Source organism: Mesorhizobium sp. B2-1-1, assembly GCF_006442975.2.
Lineage (GTDB): Bacteria > Pseudomonadota > Alphaproteobacteria > Rhizobiales > Rhizobiaceae > Mesorhizobium.
On the sequence record NZ_CP083954.1, the window covers coordinates 453,192 to 472,964 of the forward strand.

Genomic DNA, 19,773 nt, shown 5'->3' on the forward strand with positions numbered 1-19,773 from the left:
GTCATCCACGGGCGGAGCAAGGAGCGCAGCGACGCGGCGCAGACCCGAGGATCCATGCCGCGACTTCCGGGCCGTCGCTACGGCGCAAGATTCTGCACCGCAGCACTCTCCCATCTAGGTCGCGGCATGGATCCCAGGGTCTCCGCGACGGAGCTTCGCTCCTGCTTAGCCCTAGAATGACGAAATCGCAAAGGCTCGGCCCTCACCTGAAATTGCTTGCTACCAGGGTACGTGACAAACGCCGCCGCTTCGACTATATGAGCCGCATGATCCACCTGACCGCCACCTATTGGTACTTTAGCAGCTCGCTGGCGGCGGGAGGATTGCGCTCGATCTGAAGATTGCAGCAAACAGTCCGACAAGCCGCCAGACCTGGCGGCTTTTTTGTTTCAGCCGGCAGGTCTCCCAACCAGGAGCAGAAGCCGTGTTGACCACCACAGACGACCTTCGGGTCAAGGAACTGAGACTGCTGAGCACGCCGGAAGAGGTGATGCGCGAGATACCGCGCTCACTCACGGCGACGCGCACCGTTGCCGCCTCGCGCAACGCCATCCACTCCATCCTGACGGGGGCCGACGACCGGCTCGTTGTCATCGTCGGCCCCTGTTCGATCCACGACCCGGTCGCGGCCGTTGACTATGCCAGCCGTCTGGCGGCGCTGCGCGAGACATTGTCCGACCGGCTCGAGATCGTGATGCGGGTCTATTTCGAAAAGCCGCGCACGACGGTCGGCTGGAAGGGCCTGATCAACGACCCCGACCTCGACGGCAGCTTCAACATCGACAAGGGGCTGCGGATGGCACGCAATGTGCTGTCGGCCGTCAACAATCTGGGCCTGCCGGCGGCGACCGAATTCCTCGACATGACCACGCCGCAATACATCGCCGACCTCGTCGCCTGGGGCGCGATCGGCGCGCGCACGACCGAGAGCCAGATCCATCGCGAGCTGGCCTCGGGCCTCTCTTGCCCGGTCGGCTTCAAGAACGGCACCGACGGCAATCTCAGGATCGCCGCCGAGGCGGTGAAGTCGGCCGCGCAGCCGCATCATTTCATGGCGGTGACCAAGGGCGGACGCAGCGCCATCGCGGCAACGACCGGAAACGAGGATTGCCATGTCATCCTGCGTGGCGGCGTTCAGCCCAACTATGACGCGGCAAGCGTCGAGGCCGCCTCGGTCGAACTCGCCCGCATCGGTATCGCGCCCCGCCTGATGATCGATGTCAGCCATGCCAACTCAGCCAAGAAGCCGGAGAACCAGCCCAAGGTCGCGGCTGACGTGGCAGGACAGGTCGCGGCGGGGGACGAGCGCATTATGGGCGTCATGATCGAGAGCAATCTCGTCGCCGGCCGGCAGGATGTCGTGCCGGGCAAGCAGCTCGTCTACGGCCAGAGCATCACCGATGGCTGCATCGACTGGGCGGCCACGGAGACGGTGCTGCACGGCCTTGCCGGCGCCGTGGAATGGCGCCGGTCGGCGCGCCGCGCCTTGATGGAGAGCCGGCAGGGCGCCGCCTGATCCGGTTGGAGCATAAGGGCGGCGTTTCCGGTTTCAGCCCAGGACCACGCCGCCCTTAGAGCAGTTCACCGTTTCATGGAAACGGCGAACCGCTCTAACTCTTTGTTTTGACGCAATTCCGGACAGAAAACCGCACGCACTTTTCTTGGAATTGCTCTAGGGCCCGCAGCGCTCCACCTCCCTTGCACGCCTCCGACCCGCGTGTTACATACTGAACCAAATGGTTCAGTATTCCGCGACCCGCCTGGATGCCTCGTTCGCCGCGCTTTCGGACGCCACCCGGCGCGGCGTTCTGGAGCAGCTCGGCCGTGCGGACGCTTCGATCACGGACTTGGCCCAGAAATTCCACATGACCCTCACGGGCATGAAGAAGCATGTCGGCGTCCTGGAGCAGGCGGGACTCGTCACGACTCGGAAGGTCGGGCGCGTGCGGACCTGCAAGCTGGGCTTACGCCGCCTGGAGGAGGAGACCGCATGGATCGAGAGATACCGCCAGCTCTGGGCCGCACGCTTCGACGAGTTGGACAAGGTTATCGAGGAATTGAAACGCAAGGAGGACGTCGATGGACGCAGGAAGAGCGAGTGAGGCCAAACGCACGACGGTGGAACGGAGGTCCGACCGGGAGTTGGTCGTTACGCGAAGCTTCGACGCGCCTGCGCGCATCGTGTTCGAGGCGTGGACCAAGCCTGAGCTGTTCAAGCAGTGGTGGGTGCCGAAGTCGATGGGCATGTTCCTGCGTTCCTGCGAGATGGATGTTCGTGTGGGAGGCGGGTACCGTTTGGTGTTCGGGCATGACGGCTCGAACCCTGCCGAGTTCTTCGGCAGGTATCTCGAAGTGACACCGCACTCGCGCCTCGTCTGGACCAATGACGAAGGGGGTGAGGGTGGACCCGTCACCACGGTGACCTTCGAGGAAAAAGGCGGCAAGACGCTGCTGGTCATGCGCGAGCTCTATCCCTCGAAGGAAGCCCTCGACGCCGGCGCCGGGGCGGCGGATGCGATGTCCGAGACGTTCGAGCAGCTGGACGAGCTTCTCGCCACGCAGCAGGGCGCCGCCTGATTCGGCCGGAGTCCCAGGTGAAGGGCGGCGGGTCGGGTCCAACCCAAGACTACGCCGCCCTCAGCCCTTCCCATGCGGTGAACACGGACACCGCGAAGAGCAGCAGCCCAGCCGCCCGGCCGGCAAGGATGGTCGCCCGCGGATTGGCGATCAGCAACTTGCGGCTGCGGCCGGCCGATATTGCGAGCCCGCCATAGATCGCGGCCTGCGTCAGCACGGTCAGCAGGCCCATCACCGTCGCCTGCATCCAGATCGGGCCGTAGTCCGTTTTCAGGAACTGCGGATAGACGGCAAGGACGAACAGGTAGGCCTTCGGGTTGATCAGGCAGGTCACAAGGCCTTGGCGAAGCGCCTTCCATGCCGAGCGGCTGCCGGCGGGCCCGTCGCGACCGACAGTGATGGAGCTGCGCATCAGTGTGATGCCGATGAAGGCCATGTAGGCGGCGCCTGCAATCAACAGCGGCTTGAACAGGATCGGCAAAAAATGCATCAGCAGGCCGACGCCGATCGCGCCGTTCAGCGTGTGCACCATGCCGCCGACCATGATGCCGCCGGTCGCGGCAAGGCCCCTGTCGCGCCCGCCCGTCAGCGCATTGGCCAGCACGAACAGCATGTCCATGCCCGGAACGGCGATGATGCCGAACAGCAGGATAAAGAACAGCCAGAGATTTTCAGCATAGCTCATGTCAGTAGCCTGTCGCCTCGCTCGGCCCAGCCGCAGCGGAACCTGTTGATTTTCAATCCGATAGACGATCCTATAGGCCGAACCAACTGACGATGATGTGTCAGTTGTGATCGGCAACGGGTGAGAAAAATGCGCAAGGCGTCGCGCCTGTTCGAGATCATCCAGATCCTGCGGCTGGCGCGGCAGCCGGTGACGGCGGCAATGATCGCCGCGCAGCTGGAGGTGACGATACGGTCGATCTATCGCGACATCGCAGCGCTTCAGGCCATGCGCGTGCCGATCGAGGGCGGGAGGGGCATCGGCTATATCCTGCGCCCCGGCTTCGACTTGCCGCCGCTGATGTTTTCGATCGAGGAGATGGAGGCGATCGTCCTGTCACTGGCGCTGCTGGAGCGCACGGGCGACGACGAGCTCAAGCAGGCAGCCAAGCGCGTCGGCGCCAAGATCGCCGGCGCGGTACCGCCGCCTTTGCGCCAGACCCTCGACGCCAATGCGCTGCATGCGTGGGGATTCGCCGCGCCCTCTGCAGGTGCGATCGACCTGGCGCTGGTGCGCCGCGCCATACGCGACGAGGAGAAGCTCGACCTCTCCTATCGCGACGAGCTTGGCCGCGCTTCCGAGCGCCTCATCCGCCCGATCGCGCTGATCTATTACGCCGAGACCGCCAACATCGTCGCCTGGTGCGAGCTGCGCCAGGCGATCCGCAATTTCCGCAGCGACCGCATCGAGGATTGCCAGCCGACGGGACTGCGCTTCAAGGGCGAAGGCGATCGGTTGCGGCAGATCTGGGTCAATGGGTGGGAAGTCAACGCAGCGGCCGCCGGCTAAACCGACCAGCGGAGCGAACCTTACCTTACATCCACCCAGCGCTTCTCCTCGAACGATCGCGCCATCGCATGCACGGTGCGCTCGATCTCCAGACCTTCGTCGAATTCGATGAGCCGCGCCGGTCTGCCGGCGAGCCGGGTCAGCAGTTCATGGCATTCGATGATCTTGAGATCATTGAAGCCAAGACTGTGCCCGGGCGCGGGGACGAACAGGTCGTAGGGCTTGTGCTGTGGCGACACGAGGATGGTGCGATAGCCCTGTTCGGTCGGGCGATCCGATGTGAGGTAGAGCTGGAACTCATTCATCCGCTCCTGGTCGAACAGGATCGAGCCCTTGGAGCCGAAGATCTGGACGGCGATGCGGCCCTTGCGGCCCCAGGCCGAACGGTTGACCAGAAGCGTGCCGGCGATGCCGTTCTCCAGATGCATCAGCACGGAGGCAATGTCGTAGGTCTCGACCGCGCGGCGGCCGCCGGCGGCCAGCTTGCGGTCGGCATAGGGCTTGGCCATGTCGCAGATGACGCTGGCGACGCGGCCGAACAGGGTCGACACCAGCGACAGCGGATGCACGGCGAAATCATCAAGCGCGCCATAGCCGGAAGATGCCTCGTGCTTCCAGAAGAACAGCGCCTCGGGATCGGCCATGAAATCCTCGTCCATCTCGATGCGCAGATGGTTGACCTCGCCGATGATGTTTTCGTCGAGCAGCGCGCCGATGTGGCGGATGGCCGGGCTCTGGATGTAATTGTAACCGAGCGCCGCGACCTTGCCGGATTTCTTCGCCGCGGCCGCCATCGCCTCGGCTTCGGCGAAGCTCGGCGCCATCGGCTTTTCGCACCACAAATGCTTGCCGGCCTCGAGAACTGCGATGGCCATTTCCGGATGGAACTGGTTGGGCGTGGTGAGCGAGACGACGTCCACTTCGGGATCGTTGACGACGGCGCGCCAGTCACCGGACGCCCTGGCGAAACCGAACTCGCCGGCCTTGCGCCTGGCGAGATCCTCATTGACCTCGCCGAGATGGACAAGCCGCGGTTTGGTCATGTCTGGAAAGACGGCGCCGACGGCACTCCACGCGATGGCGTGGCACTTGCCCATAAATCCCGTGCCGATAAGACCGACGCCGACCATTTTCCGTTCCTCCACCGTCATAGATGCTACGTGGATGAATTAGTCCATTTTTGTTCGGAATGGAATGTCTGCCTCATTTTTTATGGTGTTCTTGCGCAGCCTCGCTATGATGGGGCAGAGAGGACGCTTCACCGATGAGCTTGGACGGGCCGACGATGGACGAACGGGTACCTCGCGACTTCGAGACGCTGCGCGCCACGATCCTCGATCGGCGCGAAAGCCTGCCCAAGCGCATCGCCCAGATCGCCGCTTATGCGCTCGACAATCCCGACGATATCGCCTTCGGCACCGCCGCCAGCATCGCCGCCTCGGCCGGCGTGCAGCCCTCGACGCTGATCCGCTTTGCCCAGCAGCTCGGCTTTGACGGCTTCACCAGCCTGCAGCAGGTGTTTCGCGAACGGCTGCGCGAGCGCAACTCCTCCTATGACGAACGGCTGCAGGCGCTGCGCGCCAAGGCCGAGGGCGGCGCCGGCCACCGGGCGATCTTCGACGGCTTCGTCGCCGCCGCCAGCACCTCGCTCAACGACATTTCGCGCACGCTGGACGACGCGCATCTGGAAGAAGCGATTTCCCTGCTGGCCAAGGCACAGACCATCTATGTGCTGGCCAAGCGGCGCTCCTATCCGGTGGCGTCCTACATCGCCTATGCGCTTGGCAAGCTGAAGATCCGCAGCCAGCTGATCGAATCAGCCGCCGGCCTCAACGCCGAGATGGTCAGCTTTGCGACGCCCGCGGATGCCGTCGTCGCCATTTCCTTCTCGCCCTATGCGCCGGCCACGATCGAGGAGGCGCGCACGATTTCCGAACAGGGCGTGCCGATCATTGCCATCACCGACAGCTCGTTTTCACCGCTTGCTCAGTTCGCCAGCGTCTGGTTCGAGGTTGCCGAGGCGGATTTTGCCGGCTTCCGCTCGCTATCGGCGACGATGGCGCTGGCCATGGCGCTGACCGTTGGCGTCGGCGAGAAGCGGCGCAACCCCGGCAAGGGGCGCAAGGCCTGAGTGGAAGGCAAAAGGCGATTTTAGATCGGGGAATGCTCATTCCATATTGACTATGGATTGGAATTATTATTTCATATTTTTCGGCGCCACGCTGCCGCTCGCGCGTGTACCCCAACATAACAGGCCCGACGGGAGGTTCCAATGAGCGAAGCCGTGGACGCGAAATACGCTGCGCTCGACGTCATCACCATCGGCCGGGCTTCCGTCGACCTCTATGGCCAGCAGATCGGCTCGCGGCTGGAGGACATCACCTCCTTCGCCAAGTCGGTGGGCGGCTGCCCGGCCAACATCTCGGTCGGCACGGCGCGGCTCGGCCTGCGTTCGGCGCTGCTGACGCGGGTCGGCGACGAGCAGATGGGCCGCTTCATCCGTGAACAATTGAAGCGCGAAGGCGTCAACACCGACGGGCTGAAGACCGACAAGGAGCGATTGACCGCGCTGGTGCTGCTTTCGGTCGAGAGCGAAGGCGTTTCGCCGATGATCTTCTACCGCTCCGACTGCGCCGACATGGCGCTGGCCGAGGAGGACATCGACGAGACGTTTATTTCCTCGGCTCGCGCGGTCGTCGTCACCGGCACGCATTTTTCCCGGCCCAACAGCGATGCCGCCCAGCGCAAGGCGATCCGCATCATGAAGGCCAAGGGCGGCAAGGTCGTGTTCGACATAGACTACCGGCCGAACCTCTGGGGCCTGGCCGGCCACGCCGAGGGTTTTGAGCGCTACGTCAAGTCCGACCGCGTCTCGGCGCAGTTGAAGACGGTGCTGCCCGATTGCGACCTCGTCGTGGGCACCGAGGAAGAGATCATGATCGCCTCGGGCGCCGACGACTGCCTGAGCGCCCTGAAGACGATCCGTTCGCTGTCCCCGGCCACCATCGTCTTGAAGCGCGGCGCCATGGGTTGCATCGTCTATGACGGGCCTATCAGCGACGATCTCGAGGACGGCGTGGTCGGCAAGGGTTTTCCGATCGAGATCTACAACGTGCTTGGCGCCGGCGATGCCTTCATGTCGGGCTTCCTGCGCGGCTGGCTGGGCGGCGAAAGCCTTGCCACGGCGGCGACCTGGGCCAATGCCTGCGGCGCCTTCGCCGTGTCGCGGCTGTTGTGCGCGCCGGAATATCCGACCTTCGAGGAATTGCAGTTCTTCCTCGAGCACGGCAGCAGGCATCTGGCCTTGCGCAAGGACGAGGCGATCAACCACATCCATTGGGCAACGACGCGCCGGCACGACATTCCCTCGCTGATGGCATTCGCCTGCGACCACCGGGTGCAGCTCGAGGACATGGCGGCCAAGACTGGCGCTGACGCGTCGCGCATCGAGGATTTCAAGGTGCTGACGGTGAAAGCGGCGGCCAAGGTCGCCGCCGGGCGCGACGGATACGGCATGTTGCTCGACGAGAGGCATGGCCGCGAGGCGATGTTCGAATTCGCCAGGCATTCCTTTGCCTGGCTCGGGCGGCCGGTGGAGCTGCCGGGCTCGCGGCCGCTGCGCTTCGAATTCTCGCAGGACATCGGTTCGCAGCTCACCGAATGGCCGGTCGACCACTGCATCAAATGCCTTTGCTTCTATCATCCCGACGATCCGCCGGGCTTGAAGGAGGAACAGCAGCAGAAATTGCGCGCACTGTTCGAGGCCGCGCGGAAAGTGGGCAGGGAGCTTCTCATCGAGATCATCGCCGGCAAGCACGGCAAGCTCGACGACACGACCATCCCGCGTGCGCTTGAGGAACTCTATGCGCTCGGCATCAAGCCGGATTGGTGGAAGCTCGAACCGCAGGCGTCTAGCGGCGCGTGGACGAAGATCGAGGCCGTGATCCTGAAAAACGATCCCTGGTGCCGCGGCGTCGTGCTGCTCGGCCTGGAAGCCCCGCAGGACGAGTTGGAGGCCGCCTTCGCAGCGACGGCCAAGGCGCCTATCGTCAAGGGTTTCGCGGTCGGCCGCACCATCTTCATCAATGCCGCCGAACAATGGCTTTCCGGGAAGATGTCGGACGACGAAGCGATTGCCGATATGGCATCGCGCTTCGAGCAACTGACCGAGGCATGGCTTGCCGCGCGCGGCCGTAAAGCAGCATAAGAAGGCACGGGCACAGGGACTGCGGAGGAAACCAATGAGCAAGACAATCCGCCTGACGATGGCGCAGGCGCTGACCCGTTTCCTGAGCAAACAGATGACCGAGATCGACGGCGCAAAGGTACCGATCTTCGGCGGCGTCTGGGCCATCTTCGGCCACGGCAATGTTGCCGGCATCGGCGAGGCGCTCTACCAGGTGCGCGACAAACTGCCGACCTTCCGCGCCCACAATGAACAGGCGATGGCGCATGCGGCGATCGCCTATGGCAAGGCCAATTTCCGCCGCCGCTTCATGGCCGCCACCTCATCGATCGGGCCCGGCGCGCTCAACATGGTGACGGCGGCGGCACTTGCGCATGTAAACAGGTTGCCTGTCCTGTTTCTGCCGGGTGACGTCTTCGCCAACCGCGTTCCCGATCCGGTGCTTCAGCAGGCCGAGGATTTTTCGGACGGCACGGCGACGGTCAATGACTGTTTTCGTCCGGTGTCGCGCTATTTCGACCGCATCACGCGGCCGGAGCAGATCATCCCGGCGCTCAACCGCGCCATGGCCGTGCTGACCGACCCGGCCGAATGCGGGCCGGTGACCTTGTCGCTCTGCCAGGACGTGCAGGCCGAGGCCTATGACTATCCCGAGAGCTTCTTTGCCGAACGGGTCTGGCGCCAGCGCCGGCCGCGCCCGGACCGGGCTGAATTGGCGGCTGCGGTTGCAGCGCTGAAGAGCGCAAGCAAGCCGCTGGTGATCGCCGGCGGCGGCGTGCTCTATTCTCGGGCCTCGGACGAACTGGCGAAATTCGTTGAAGGCGCCGGCATTCCGGTCTGCGAAACGCAGGGCGGCAAATCCTCGCTGCCGGACGATCATCCGCTCAACATGGCGGCGATCGGCGTCACCGGCACGTCGGCCGCCAACCGGCTGGCGGAAGAGGCCGATGTCGTGCTCGCCATCGGCACGCGCCTGCAGGATTTCACCACCGGCTCCTGGGCGCTGTTCAAGAATTCGGGCAAGACCATCATCGGCTTGAATGTGCAGCCTTTCGATGCCGGCAAGCATCGGGCATCGCCGCTGGTCGCCGACGCGGCCGAAGGCTTGGCCGAACTCGGTGCCGCGCTGAAGGGTTGGAAGGCGCCATCCGCCTGGACCGACAATGCGGCAGCCGGCAAGAAGGAATGGCAGGCCGAAGCCGCCAAGGTGACGGCGTCGACCAATGCCGCCTACCCTTCCGACGCGCAGGTGATCGGCGCCGTGCAACGCGCCATGGGCTCCGGCGTGACGCTGCTCAACGCCGCCGGCGGGCTGCCGGGCGAATTGCACAAGCTTTGGCAGGCCGGCGCGCCCGGCTCCTACCACGCAGAATACGGCTTCTCGACCATGGGCTATGAGATTGCGGGCGGGCTCGGCACCAAGATGGCCAAGCCTGACGAAGAGGTCGTCGTCATGATCGGCGACGGCTCTTATCTGATGCTCAATTCCGAGATCGCCACCTCGGTGATGCTCGGCCTGAAGCTGACCATCGTGCTGCTCGACAACAGGGGTTTTGGCTGCATCAACCGGCTGCAGATGGCGACCGGCGGCGCCAACTTCAACAATCTCCTGAAGGACGCGCGCCACGAGGTGCTGCCCGACGTCGACTTTGCCGCGCACGCCGCGAGCATGGGGGCGATCGCCGAGAAGGTCTCGTCGATCGCAGGGCTGGAGACGGCGCTGGCTCAGGCGAAAGGCAACGACCGCACCACGGTGCTGGTCATCGACACCGATCCGCTGGTCTCCACCGATGCCGGCGGCCACTGGTGGGACGTGGCGGTGCCGGAAGTCTCCGAGCGCAGCCAAGTGAACGCGGCGCGCAAGGTCTATGACGAGAAGCGGCGGATGCAGAGCGTCGGCGATTGATCTCGGCGCTGCCCACCCCCTACCTCTCCTTGTGGGGAGGTCGGACCGAAGGTCCGGGTGGGGTCTGGCGCCGCACCCCCACCCCGCTGCTTCGCAGCGACCCTCCCCACAAGGGGGAGGGTGAACAAGAACCGGAGTGACGACTTGAAAGCCAAACTGGGCATGTCCCCCATCGCGTGGTGGAACGACGATCTTGCGGAACTCAGCGACGACGTGTCGTTGGAGGAGTGCCTACGCCAGTCGCGTTCGGCCGGCTTCACCGGCATGGAGATGGGACGGCGCTTTCCCAAGGACCCCAAGGTGATGCTGCCGATCCTGAAGGCGGCTGACGTCACACTGTGCGGCGGCTGGTTCTCGGGCACGCTGGTCGACGAGGAGATGAGCAAGAACAAGGATCGCATCCAGCCGATGATCGACCTGTTCAAGGCGGTCAACGCGCCTTGCATCGTCTATGGCGAGGTTGGCCGTTCGATCCAGGGCGACCGCTCGAAGCCGCTCGCCACCAAGCCGAAACTCTCGAGCGACGAGATGAAGGCCTATGCCAGGCGCCTGACCGAATTCGGCGAATGGTGCGCCGAGCAAGGCATGCCGCTTTCCTATCATCACCATATGGCGGCGGTGGTCGAGACCGAGGCGGAGCTCGACGCCTTCATGCGCCATTCCGGAGCGGGCATTCCGCTGCTGCTTGACGCTGGACATCTGGCCTTTGCCGGCGGCGATGTGCTGCGCGCCATCGACAATCACCACAAGCGCATCAGCCATGTGCATGTGAAGGATGTACGCATGGGCGTGATCGAGAAGCTCGACCGCACGAGGCAGTCCTTCCTCGATGCGGTGGCTCTCGGCGCCTTCACCGTGCCGGGCGACGGCTCGCTGGATTTCGGCGCCATCGTGCAGCGTTTCGCCGACCACGGCTATGAAGGCTGGTTCGTGGTCGAGGCCGAACAGGACCCGAAGAAGAACCCGCCGCTCAAGATGGCGCAGGTGGGCCACAAGGAGTTGATGCGGGTGATGACGGCGGCCGGCTACACGGTCGAGACCCAGGGCTTCCCCGATGTCTGATCGGGTTCTCGCCAGGCCGGGCTTGCTGTAGGTTGCCGCGATGAAAGATTCCGAGCACCCCTTCTTCCGGCCCCTATGGCGGCGTGTCGCCGTCGTCGCGGTCTGCGTCATCTGGTCGATCATCGAATTCGCGAGCGGCACGCCGTTCTGGGGCGTGATCGCGCTGGGCTTCGCCGGCTATGGCGTCTGGCAGTTTTTTTATCTCTACAAGCCGGCCGACGAGAACAAGGCGCCCGCCGAAGTCGAACCGAAGGAGTAACCGGATGTCGAAGCTGCTGGTCAAAGCCGACAAGGGCCATGGCCGTGTCGCGCATGTCACGCCGCAAAGCGCCGGATGGACCTATGTCGGGTTCGACCTGCACCGGCTGGAACCGGGCGAAACGGCTTCGGGAACAACGGACGATCGCGAAGTCTGCCTGGTGTTCGTCACCGGCAAGGGCACGGTCACGGCCGGCGGCAAGGATCTCGGCCTGCTTGGCCAGCGCATGTCGCCCTTCGAAGGCAAACCATGGTCGGTCTATGTGCCGCAGGGATCGGACTGGTCGGTGACGGCTGATAGCGGACTGGAACTGGCGGTCTGCTCGGCGCCGGGATTGAGCGGCGGCCTGCCGGTTCGCGTCATCGGGCCTGACGACCTCGGCCAGGAGGTGCGCGGCAAGGGCACCAATACGCGCTACGTCACCAACATCCTGCCCGAGGGCAAGCCGGCCGATTCGCTGCTGGTGGTCGAGGTCATCACGCCCGGCGGCCATACGTCGAGCTATCCGCCGCACAAGCACGACCAGGACAATCTGCCTAACGAATCCTATCTCGAGGAAACCTATTATCACCGCCTCAACCCGCCGCAGGGCTTTGCTTTCCAGCGGGTCTATACCGACGCCGACAAGGACGGCTCCCGCGCGCTGGACGAGGCGATGGCGATCGAGGACGGCGACGTCGTGCTGGTGCCCAAGGGCTATCACCCCTGCGCGGCTTGCCATGGCTACGACCTCTACTATCTCAACGTCATGGCCGGCCCGAAGCGGACGTGGAAATTCCACAATGCGCCCGAGCACGAATGGCTGATGAAGGCCTGACCGTTGCGCGTTCACGGCTGAACCTGTTGGTCCAGATCAGAAAAATCGTCGGCTAAGGACCGGCGGGGTCGATTTGCCTTCGAAAACCCTTCAAAGCTTCGTCAATCCGTCATGGAAATCACCTATGGCAACGGGCTGACGAGGATTTTCGATGCGCTACGCCATCTACTTCACCCCCCAACAGGACGAAAAATTGGCGCGGATCGCCGCCAACTGGCTGGGCCGTGACCCGTTCGGCGCCGCGACGCGACCGGTGGAGGCGGTGGGCGATTTGTCGGCGGCGGAAGTCGCCTTCCACACCGCATCGGCACGGCGCTATGGTTTTCACGCAACGCTGAAAGCCCCTTTCCGGTTAGCGGCCAACGAAACCGAAGCCTCGTTGCGCGCAGCGCTCGACGCCTTTGCCGAGGCGACGCCCGTTGTGATGATCCCGCGTCTCGTCGTCAGCCAGATCGACGGTTTCTTCGCACTGGTGCCGGAGGCGCCATTGCCTCCGCTCAATCGCTTCGCCGATGACGTGGTGCGCGATTTCGACCGCTTTCGCGCGCCGTTGACGGAGGCCGAGATCGAGCGGCGCAGCCCGGACTCGCTGAAGCCGGGCGAATTCCGCAATCTCTGCCAATGGGGCTATCCTTACGTCTTCGAGAGCTTCCGCTTTCACATGACGCTGTCCGGCAGGGCCGGGCCACAGGAAAGCCTTCGTCTTCGCCTGGCAATCGAGGGCCTGTTCGCCGAGGTGCTGCGCCAGCCGGTTCCGGTGGACGCGCTGACGTTGTTCATCGAGCCCGAACCCGGCGCCCCGTTCATGGTGCTTTCCCAGCACGCGCTCGGGCGCCGTCCGGCCAGAAAAACCGCCTGAAGCAACAAGCCGTAAAGGCGAGAAAAAACCAAGGACTGCCTGAAATGACCGCCGAGACCATTCTGAGCAACGCCCGCATCGTTCTTGCCGACGAGATCATCGAGGGCTCGCTCGTGATGCGTGACGGTCTGATCGCCGACATATCCTCCGGCGCCGTGCGAGCCGGCGAGGACATGGCTGGCGACTTCATCATTCCGGGGCTGGTCGAGCTTCACACCGATCATCTCGAAGGCCATTATGCGCCGCGGCCGAAGGTGCGGTGGAACCCGATCGCCGCCGTGCTCGCCCATGACGCGCAAGTGGCGACCGCCGGCATTACCACCGTGCTCGACGCCTTGCGTGTCGGCATGGACGAGGATGCCGATCTCAACGCCACCGATATCCGCAAGCTCGCCGACGCGATCGAGGACAGCGTGCGGATGGATCGATTGCGGGCCGACCATTTCATCCATCTGCGCTGCGAGGTCTCGGCGCCGGATTGCCTCAGGGCCTTCGCCAATTTCGAGACCGACGAACGGGTGAAGCTCGCCTCGCTGATGGACCATGCGCCGGGCCAGCGCCAGTTCGTCAACCTCGAAACCTATGCCTACTACTATCAACGCAAGCTGAAGCTGACCGATCGCGATTTCCAGAAATTCTGCGAGAAGCGGATGGGCGAATCGGCACGGAATTCGGCCCCGAACCGCGTCTTCATCGCCGCCGCCTGCCACGAGCGCGGCATCGTGCTTGCGAGCCATGACGATGCGACGACGGGCCATGTCGACGAAGCCATCGAGCAAGGCGTGCGCGTTGCCGAATTCCCAACCACCGAGGAAGCCGCCAGGGCTTCGAAGGATGCAGGGCTCGGCGTGCTGATGGGCGCGCCCAATGTCATGCGGGGCGCCTCGCATTCGGGCAACGTCTCGGCGCGCACGCTGGCCAGCGACGGCCTGCTCGACATATTGTCGTCCGACTACATCCCCTTCAGCCTGATCCAGTCCGCCTTCTTTCTCGGCGACGTCGTCGATAGCATTTCCCTGCCGCAGGCGGTGGCAATGGTGTCCAAGAACCCGGCCGAGGCCGTCGGTCTTTCCGATCGCGGCGTCATCGAAGAGGGCCGCCGGGCCGACCTGGTGCGCGTGCGCCTCGACGACCACGTTCCGGTGGTGCGCACGGTCTGGCGGCAGGGGCGGCGGGTCGCGTGATGGCTTCGGCATTGATCGAGCGTGAACTGTCGGCCGAGGCGTTTCCGATACGCGACGGCGTCTTCGTTGCCGTGGTGGGCCCGAGCGGCGCCGGCAAGGATACGATCATCGGCCATGCCAAGGCGCTTTTCGCCGACGAGCCGCGGCTGGAGTTCGTGCGCCGCGTCATCACCAGACCGAGCGACACGGCAAGCGAGGATCACGACACGCTGGCGGATGCCGCCTTCATCGAAGCCGAAGCCGACGGCGCCTTCGCCGTCTCCTGGGAGGCGCACGGCCTGCGCTACGGCCTGCCGGCCGAGGTCGATTGGGCAGTGGCCAACGGCCATGTCGCTGTCGCCAACGTATCGCGCGCGATCATCCCTGCCTTGCGAAAGCGCTATGCCAATCTGGTCATCGTCGAGATCACCGCTTCGCCCGATGTGCTGGCCGGGCGGCTGGCGATGCGTGGCCGCGAGTCGCGCGGGGAGGTTCTGGCACGCCTGGCGCGCAGCGCCCCTGTGACGCTCTCCGGACCCGGCGTCACCTCGATCGACAATAGCGGTTCGCGCGAAGCGGCAGGCGAGCGCTTTGCCGAGGTGCTGCGCAAGGCGATGGCGTTCTCCGACATGTCGGGGCTGATCGACTAAAGGTGTTGATGGTCAGGTGGCGCTCGCCTGACCTGAACATCGAAACACCTTCCTTTTATGCCGCGTGCCGGTCGTGATCGGCACGACGCGTGCTGGCCGACGGCGTTGCCGAAGGTTGTGTCGGCGCGTCCAGAACCGCGACGTGATGGCGGTACACCATTTCTCAGCCTTTCCAGCCGGTAAACAGCAGGATGCAGACAACGATCAATGAAAGCAGCACTCCCCATGGGCGAACTGCCGCTTCGGCGCCTTGGCTGTAGCGAAGATAGAAATTGATCAGCGCCAGAACGACGGCGGTCAAATTGCCGACCATGTGGTACCAGGCGTCCGTCAGGGCGCGGATGCGCGGCTCGCTCAGGAAATCGATAAAGCCGGCAATCGCCGCCAGGAGAGCCATGACGATGGCTGCTCCAATCAGCCACATCGACGCGCGTGCCCAAAAGGCGTCGGCAGTCCCCCAGAACATCAAATCGGTGAGAAACGCGCCGACAAGGAACGCGACAGGAAAGGGAATGAGCATCGGATGGATGGGATGACCTCCCACCTTGGCGGTGCTTAGCGGATTCGCGGCCATGACAATGCCTCCGAATAGAAAAGCTTTGAACAACGCCCAGATAAGGGTTTCGTTCCAATCCGGATGGAAGCTCGCAAGACCGTTTTCGCGATGCCGCCCCCCTTTTGCACTCAAGTCACTTGGGGCCGCACAGATACGGCCGACAACAGATCGAGCGGAATTGCGGGGCGGGCGAGATAGAGCGGCGTTATCTTTCGACGGCCACGGCGGACGGCGGCTTTTTGCCCCTGACTATTCCGCCGCTGCCCCGGCGATGCTCTTGCGGCTGGCGTCGACCATGCGCCGCCGCGCGCGGAACACGCCCCACTGCTGGTCGATCAGCACGCCGATGAGGATGACGCCGCCCATCACCGCGAAGTTGAGCGAGGACGGGATGCCGAGCAGATTGACGAGGTTCTGCAGCTCCTGCAGCAGCACGGTGCCGAGGATGACGCCGATCAGCGAGCCCTCGCCGCCGCGCAGCGAGAAGCCGCCGAGCACGGCCGCGGCAATGGCGTAAAGCTCGTAGAACTGGCCGTGGCTGGCCGGCGAGATGGATCGCGTGTACATGGCGAAATAGATCGCCGACAGCGCCGTCAGTACCCCGCAGATGACGTAGGCGGCCATGACGACACGCCCGGTGCGGATGCCGGAATATTTCGCCGCCTCCTCGTTCTTGCCGATGGCGTAGAGATAGCGGCCGAACACCGAGCGGTGCAGCACCACCCACATGACGATGGCGATGACGATCAGGGCGAAGAAGGAGTTCGGCACGCCCCAGGAGCGGCCGGCGGTCAAGAATTCGAGCTCCGGGAAATTCTGGCCGAAGGCGAAGCCGGCGGTGCCGTCGGCGGTGTAGAAGCGGGCGACGCCGCGATAGATCAAAAGGCCGCACAAGGTCACCACGAAGGGCTGCAATTTGAGCCGCGTGATCAGCCAGCCATGCGCCAGGCCGATGATGGCACCGAGCACCAGGATGAGCACGAAGGCCAGCGGCCATTCCATACCGCGCACGGCGATGAAGTCGATGAAAAGCGTTCCCAGCAGCGCCACCAGCGAGCCGACCGACAATTCGATGCCGCCGGTGATGATGACGAAGGCCTGGCCGATCGACAGGATGCCGAACAGTCCGATCAGGTTCGAGGTGTTGGCGAGATTGATAGGCAGCAGGAAGCGCGGATTGATGATGGCGACGATGGCGCCGACCACCAGGATCAGGATCAGCAGGCCGAGATCTTTCTTGCTCATCATCTTCTCCCCAATGCCGGCCCGAGCGCTTCCGCGGCGCGGCGGCAGAATTATTTCGGCTGCTTGCCTACCGCCAGCAGCAGCACGTTTTCCTGGCTGAACTGGTCCTTGTCCAGAATGCCCGAGATCTGGCCCTCATGCATGACGGCGATGCGGTCGGACACGCCGATCACCTCCTCCATGTCGCTGGAGATCATCAGCACGGCGACGCCGGCGTCGGCCAGCGCACGCATCAGCCCGTAGATCTCCGCCTTGGCGCCGATGTCGATGCCGCGCGTCGGCTCATCGAGGATCATCACCTTGGGGTTCATCGCCAGCCATTTGGCCAGCACGACCTTCTGCTGGTTGCCGCCCGACAGCGTGCCGGTGCGCGTCTGCACCGAGGGCGCCTTGATGCCGAGATCTTTTTTCTGCTTCTCGGCGGTTGCCGTTTCGGCGCTGGTCGACACCAAGGAGCGCTTGGCATGCGCCGGCAGGTTGGGCAGCGAAATGTTCTGGGCGATCGAAAGGTCGAGCAGGATGCCGGTCAGCTTGCGGTCCTCCGGCACCAGGAAGATGCCGTGCGCGACGGCATCGGCCGCCGAGCCCAGGGCGAGCGGCTTGCCGGCGAGCTCGAGCGTGCCGCCAAGGCTGCTTTCGATGCCGAAGAACACCCGCGCCAGCTCGGTGCGGCCGGAACCGACAAGGCCGGCAAGGCCGAGGATTTCACCGCGCCTGACGTCGAGATCTACCGGGCGGCCGGGATAGGTCGGGGTGCGGATGGCCTTGGCCGACAGGGCGACGGCGCCGGGGGCGCGGGCCGCCTCGGAAGCCTTCTCGCGCTCCTTCAGCATGCGGCCGATCATCAGCTTGACCATCTGGTCGTGGTTGATGTCGCGCTTGGGCAAGGTGCCGGCCAGCATGCCGTCGCGCAGCACGATGACGCGGTCGGCGACGCGCTCGACCTCGTGCAGGCGATGCGAAATGAAGATGACGCTGATGCCGTCCGCCTTCAGCGCCCTGATGACGTCGAGCAATTTGTCGGTCTCGGCGATCGGCAGGCTCGACGTCGGTTCGTCGAGGATGACCAGCCTTGCCTTGATCGACAGCGCCTTGGCGATCTCGACCATCTGCTGCTGCGCGAGCGACAGTTCGGCGACGGGCGTGTCGGCGGAGAAATTGGCGCCGACGCGCTTCAGGAGCGGCGCCACCATGGCGCGCAGCCTGGCGCGATCGACGAGCCTGAGCGGCCCGGCGCGCAGCGGTTCGCGGCCGAAGAAGATGTTGGCAGCGACATCGAGGTTCTCGAACAGGTTGAGTTCCTGATGGACGAAGGCGATGCCGGAGCCCAGGCTGCCCTCGACGCTCAGGCCGTCATGGGCGGTGCCGTCGACGGTGACGGTGCCGCTGTCGGGCCGCGTCACCCCGCCGAGGATCTTCATCAAGGTGGATTTGCCGGCGCCGTTCTCGCCGACGAGGCCGATGACCTCGCCCGGCCTGACCTCCATCGAGAAGCCATCGAGCGCGACGACGCCCGGATAGGTCTTGCGCACGTTCTCGAGGCTGAGGAACGGGGTGGTCGCGGTGATGGATGTGTCGGTATAATTCATCATGCCTGACAGCGTTGGCGGGCCGACCTCTTGGCAGACTGACTGGCCTCGAAGGCTTCGTCAATGCGAGAGCAGCCGGCCCAAGCGACGTTGAGCCGGCTGAACTGCCTTCGGTCTTAGTTTCCAGCCATCGCCTTCAGATTGGCGGCGTAGGCGTCGACGTCATCCTTGCCGATGATCTTGGTCGGGATGATGATGAGGCCGTCGGCCGGGATGCCCGACTTGTCGCCCTTGAGATAGGATGCCATCAGCTTCATGCCCTGATAGGCCCACTCGAAGGGCTGCTGCACGACGGTGGCGGCAATGGTGCCTTCCTTGACGCCGCCCAGGGTGATCGGATCGTCATCGAAGCCGACGACGGTGATCGAGCCGAGCTTGCCGGCATCGCGCAGCGCTTCATAGATGCGCGGCGTGTTGTAGGAGTAGAAGCCGACCATGCAGGTGACGTCGGGGCTGGCGACCAGCGCGTCCTCGACATTCTTCTTGGCGCGGGCCTGGTCGATGTCGTCGCCGCGCACGTCGACGAGCTCGATCTTGGTGCCGGCCAGGCCATCCTTCATGCCCTGGATGCGCTCCTTGGCATTGTCGGCGCCGAGCAGGCCGACGAAGCCGAGGCACTTGCCGCCGTCTGGCATCGCCTTCTTGGCGATTTCGGCCGCCTGCTTGCCGGCATCGACATTGGACGAACCGATATAGGCGACGCGCTTGGTCTGCGGAGCGTCGCTGTCGGTGGTGAACAGCGCCGTTTCCGAGGCGATCTTGTTCAGCCCGTCGGTCGAGGTCTTGGGATCGACGGCCGAAACCATGATGCCCTTGACGCCGGCGGTGACCAGATCGTCCATCAGCCGCTGCTGGATGGCGACCGAGGACTGCTCGGGATATTTCAGCTCGAGATTGTAGTCGGGCAGTTCGCCCTGCGCCTTCTTGACGCCGGCTTCGGCCGCCTTCCAGAAGTCGGAAGCGCCGTTGACGACGAAGGCCAGCGTCGGCTTGTCGTCGGCGCGCGCGATCGTGCTCGCCGTCAGGCCAAGCAGCAGCGCCGCGGTGGCCACGGATGCATTGCGTATCAAGGATTTCATGTTCAACCTCCCGTTTTGGCCGGTCGTCGGACCGGCCGATCCTGCACTTGTCTGATTTGCCGTTCGCGGCTTGGACGCCCTCCTCCTCAAGGGTTCCCGGCACTGAAGATGGCGTCGTTCCAGCCACGGCGACGGACTTTAGAGACTCATCCCCCGTTCGTAAATAGTCCGATTTGTCTGACATATCACATGTCCGCGACAAGGCTTCGCGGGGCACTATCCGCTTGCCATCGGGCCATTCGCATGCACCGCGCCCCAGGGAAAACGGACGCGACGGACAGACGTTACAGCGCATTTTCGTATTAGTAAACG

At 64.3% G+C, this 19,773-nt stretch carries 18 protein-coding genes and 1 pseudogene; 13 read left to right on the forward strand and 6 right to left on the reverse strand.

Going from position 1 to position 19,773, the window contains the following annotated elements; translation table 11 throughout:
* Positions 1 to 424: 424 nt before the first annotated feature.
* From FJ972_RS02105 to FJ972_RS02115, 3 genes are all read left to right on the forward strand, one after another.
* On the forward strand, positions 425 to 1,516 hold the full coding sequence (locus FJ972_RS02105) for a 3-deoxy-7-phosphoheptulonate synthase (RefSeq protein WP_140524133.1): 1,092 nt from the start codon (positions 425 to 427) through the stop codon (positions 1,514 to 1,516).
* Between the two features lie 220 nt (positions 1,517 to 1,736).
* Positions 1,737 to 2,102 carry an ArsR/SmtB family transcription factor gene (locus FJ972_RS02110; protein ID WP_140524135.1) on the forward strand — a complete coding sequence of 122 codons (366 nt, stop codon included), beginning with the start codon at positions 1,737 to 1,739 and terminating at the stop codon, positions 2,100 to 2,102.
* On the forward strand, positions 2,080 to 2,577 hold the full coding sequence (locus FJ972_RS02115) for an SRPBCC family protein (protein WP_140524136.1): 498 nt from the start codon (positions 2,080 to 2,082) through the stop codon (positions 2,575 to 2,577). The genes FJ972_RS02110 and FJ972_RS02115 overlap by 23 nt, the downstream gene beginning before the upstream one ends.
* Positions 2,578 to 2,626: 49 nt before the next feature.
* On the opposite strand, the gene FJ972_RS02120 is transcribed toward FJ972_RS02115, so the two are convergent.
* A complete protein-coding gene (locus FJ972_RS02120) occupies positions 2,627 to 3,262 on the reverse strand; it encodes a LysE family translocator (protein WP_140524138.1) in 636 nt (211 codons plus the stop codon).
* A gap of 129 nt (positions 3,263 to 3,391) precedes the next feature.
* Between FJ972_RS02120 and FJ972_RS02125 the strand changes: the two genes are divergently transcribed.
* On the forward strand, positions 3,392 to 4,090 hold the full coding sequence (locus tag FJ972_RS02125; RefSeq protein WP_140491254.1) for a helix-turn-helix transcriptional regulator: 699 nt from the start codon (positions 3,392 to 3,394) through the stop codon (positions 4,088 to 4,090).
* A gap of 20 nt (positions 4,091 to 4,110) precedes the next feature.
* Here the strand turns inward: FJ972_RS02125 and FJ972_RS02130 are convergent, their stop codons facing one another.
* Entirely contained in the window at positions 4,111 to 5,220 is a 1,110-nt protein-coding gene (locus FJ972_RS02130; protein ID WP_140491256.1) for a Gfo/Idh/MocA family protein, read from the reverse strand.
* Between the two features lie 155 nt (positions 5,221 to 5,375).
* On the opposite strand from FJ972_RS02130, the gene FJ972_RS02135 reads away from it, so the two are divergent.
* The 9 genes from FJ972_RS02135 to phnN all read left to right on the forward strand — a co-directional run bounded on the left by FJ972_RS02135 (position 5,376) and on the right by phnN (position 14,992).
* A complete protein-coding gene (locus FJ972_RS02135) occupies positions 5,376 to 6,221 on the forward strand; it encodes a MurR/RpiR family transcriptional regulator (RefSeq protein WP_181173427.1) in 846 nt (281 codons plus the stop codon).
* Between the two features lie 141 nt (positions 6,222 to 6,362).
* On the forward strand, positions 6,363 to 8,297 hold the full coding sequence (locus FJ972_RS02140; protein ID WP_140524141.1) for a bifunctional 5-dehydro-2-deoxygluconokinase/5-dehydro-2-deoxyphosphogluconate aldolase: 1,935 nt from the start codon (positions 6,363 to 6,365) through the stop codon (positions 8,295 to 8,297).
* Between the two features lie 34 nt (positions 8,298 to 8,331).
* Positions 8,332 to 10,182, forward strand: coding sequence for a 3D-(3,5/4)-trihydroxycyclohexane-1,2-dione acylhydrolase (decyclizing) (iolD, locus tag FJ972_RS02145; protein ID WP_140524142.1), 1,851 nt, complete (start codon positions 8,332 to 8,334; stop codon positions 10,180 to 10,182).
* Between the two features lie 144 nt (positions 10,183 to 10,326).
* Positions 10,327 to 11,244 carry a myo-inosose-2 dehydratase gene (gene iolE, locus FJ972_RS02150; protein WP_140524144.1) on the forward strand — a complete coding sequence of 306 codons (918 nt, stop codon included), beginning with the start codon at positions 10,327 to 10,329 and terminating at the stop codon, positions 11,242 to 11,244.
* 40 nt (positions 11,245 to 11,284) lie between these two features.
* Complete coding sequence (locus tag FJ972_RS02155; RefSeq protein WP_140491266.1) at positions 11,285 to 11,503, forward strand: DUF3329 domain-containing protein; 219 nt, start codon at positions 11,285 to 11,287, stop codon at positions 11,501 to 11,503.
* A gap of 4 nt (positions 11,504 to 11,507) precedes the next feature.
* Entirely contained in the window at positions 11,508 to 12,320 is an 813-nt protein-coding gene (gene iolB, locus FJ972_RS02160; protein ID WP_140524146.1) for a 5-deoxy-glucuronate isomerase, read from the forward strand.
* Positions 12,321 to 12,471: 151 nt separating this feature from the next.
* Positions 12,472 to 13,179 carry a DUF1045 domain-containing protein gene (locus FJ972_RS02165; RefSeq protein WP_140524148.1) on the forward strand — a complete coding sequence of 236 codons (708 nt, stop codon included), beginning with the start codon at positions 12,472 to 12,474 and terminating at the stop codon, positions 13,177 to 13,179.
* 44 nt (positions 13,180 to 13,223) lie between these two features.
* On the forward strand, positions 13,224 to 14,363 hold the full coding sequence (locus FJ972_RS02170) for an alpha-D-ribose 1-methylphosphonate 5-triphosphate diphosphatase (RefSeq protein WP_140524149.1): 1,140 nt from the start codon (positions 13,224 to 13,226) through the stop codon (positions 14,361 to 14,363).
* Positions 14,360 to 14,992, forward strand: a complete 633-nt coding sequence (phnN, locus tag FJ972_RS02175) for a phosphonate metabolism protein/1,5-bisphosphokinase (PRPP-forming) PhnN (RefSeq protein WP_181167259.1) — start codon at positions 14,360 to 14,362, stop codon at positions 14,990 to 14,992. Before FJ972_RS02170 ends, phnN begins: the two co-directional genes overlap by 4 nt.
* 55 nt (positions 14,993 to 15,047) lie before the next feature.
* On the opposite strand, the pseudogene FJ972_RS02180 reads toward phnN, so the two are convergent.
* From FJ972_RS02180 to FJ972_RS02195, 4 genes and pseudogenes are all read right to left on the reverse strand, one after another.
* Positions 15,048 to 15,566 (reverse strand): annotated as a pseudogene (locus FJ972_RS02180) (DUF2231 domain-containing protein).
* Positions 15,567 to 15,797: 231 nt separating this feature from the next.
* On the reverse strand, positions 15,798 to 16,793 hold the full coding sequence (locus tag FJ972_RS02185) for an ABC transporter permease (protein WP_140517717.1): 996 nt from the start codon (positions 16,791 to 16,793) through the stop codon (positions 15,798 to 15,800).
* 50 nt (positions 16,794 to 16,843) lie between these two features.
* On the reverse strand, positions 16,844 to 18,382 hold the full coding sequence (locus FJ972_RS02190; RefSeq protein WP_140524430.1) for a sugar ABC transporter ATP-binding protein: 1,539 nt from the start codon (positions 18,380 to 18,382) through the stop codon (positions 16,844 to 16,846).
* A 116-nt stretch (positions 18,383 to 18,498) separates the two neighbouring features.
* A complete protein-coding gene (locus tag FJ972_RS02195; RefSeq protein ID WP_140491278.1) occupies positions 18,499 to 19,461 on the reverse strand; it encodes a sugar-binding protein in 963 nt (320 codons plus the stop codon).
* Positions 19,462 to 19,773: the final 312 nt, after the last annotated feature.

What these genes read in the sequence shown, in the direction of transcription:
- iolD (WP_140524142.1), top strand. Translation starts at nt 8,332, where the DNA reads ATGAGCAAGACAATCCGCCTGACGATGGCGCAGGCGCTGACCCGTTTC.
- FJ972_RS02140 (WP_140524141.1), top strand. Translation starts at nt 6,363, where the DNA reads ATGAGCGAAGCCGTGGACGCGAAATACGCTGCGCTCGACGTCATCACC.
- FJ972_RS02130 (WP_140491256.1), bottom strand. Translation starts at nt 5,220, where the DNA reads ATGGTCGGCGTCGGTCTTATCGGCACGGGATTTATGGGCAAGTGCCAC.
- FJ972_RS02135 (WP_181173427.1), top strand. Translation starts at nt 5,376, where the DNA reads ATGGACGAACGGGTACCTCGCGACTTCGAGACGCTGCGCGCCACGATC.
- FJ972_RS02195 (WP_140491278.1), bottom strand. Translation starts at nt 19,461, where the DNA reads ATGAAATCCTTGATACGCAATGCATCCGTGGCCACCGCGGCGCTGCTG.
- iolB (WP_140524146.1), top strand. Translation starts at nt 11,508, where the DNA reads ATGTCGAAGCTGCTGGTCAAAGCCGACAAGGGCCATGGCCGTGTCGCG.
- FJ972_RS02120 (WP_140524138.1), bottom strand. Translation starts at nt 3,262, where the DNA reads ATGAGCTATGCTGAAAATCTCTGGCTGTTCTTTATCCTGCTGTTCGGC.
- FJ972_RS02115 (WP_140524136.1), top strand. Translation starts at nt 2,080, where the DNA reads ATGGACGCAGGAAGAGCGAGTGAGGCCAAACGCACGACGGTGGAACGG.
- FJ972_RS02185 (WP_140517717.1), bottom strand. Translation starts at nt 16,793, where the DNA reads ATGAGCAAGAAAGATCTCGGCCTGCTGATCCTGATCCTGGTGGTCGGC.
- FJ972_RS02165 (WP_140524148.1), top strand. Translation starts at nt 12,472, where the DNA reads ATGCGCTACGCCATCTACTTCACCCCCCAACAGGACGAAAAATTGGCG.
- FJ972_RS02190 (WP_140524430.1), bottom strand. Translation starts at nt 18,382, where the DNA reads ATGAATTATACCGACACATCCATCACCGCGACCACCCCGTTCCTCAGC.
- FJ972_RS02170 (WP_140524149.1), top strand. Translation starts at nt 13,224, where the DNA reads ATGACCGCCGAGACCATTCTGAGCAACGCCCGCATCGTTCTTGCCGAC.
- FJ972_RS02125 (WP_140491254.1), top strand. Translation starts at nt 3,392, where the DNA reads ATGCGCAAGGCGTCGCGCCTGTTCGAGATCATCCAGATCCTGCGGCTG.
- FJ972_RS02110 (WP_140524135.1), top strand. Translation starts at nt 1,737, where the DNA reads ATGGTTCAGTATTCCGCGACCCGCCTGGATGCCTCGTTCGCCGCGCTT.
- FJ972_RS02155 (WP_140491266.1), top strand. Translation starts at nt 11,285, where the DNA reads ATGAAAGATTCCGAGCACCCCTTCTTCCGGCCCCTATGGCGGCGTGTC.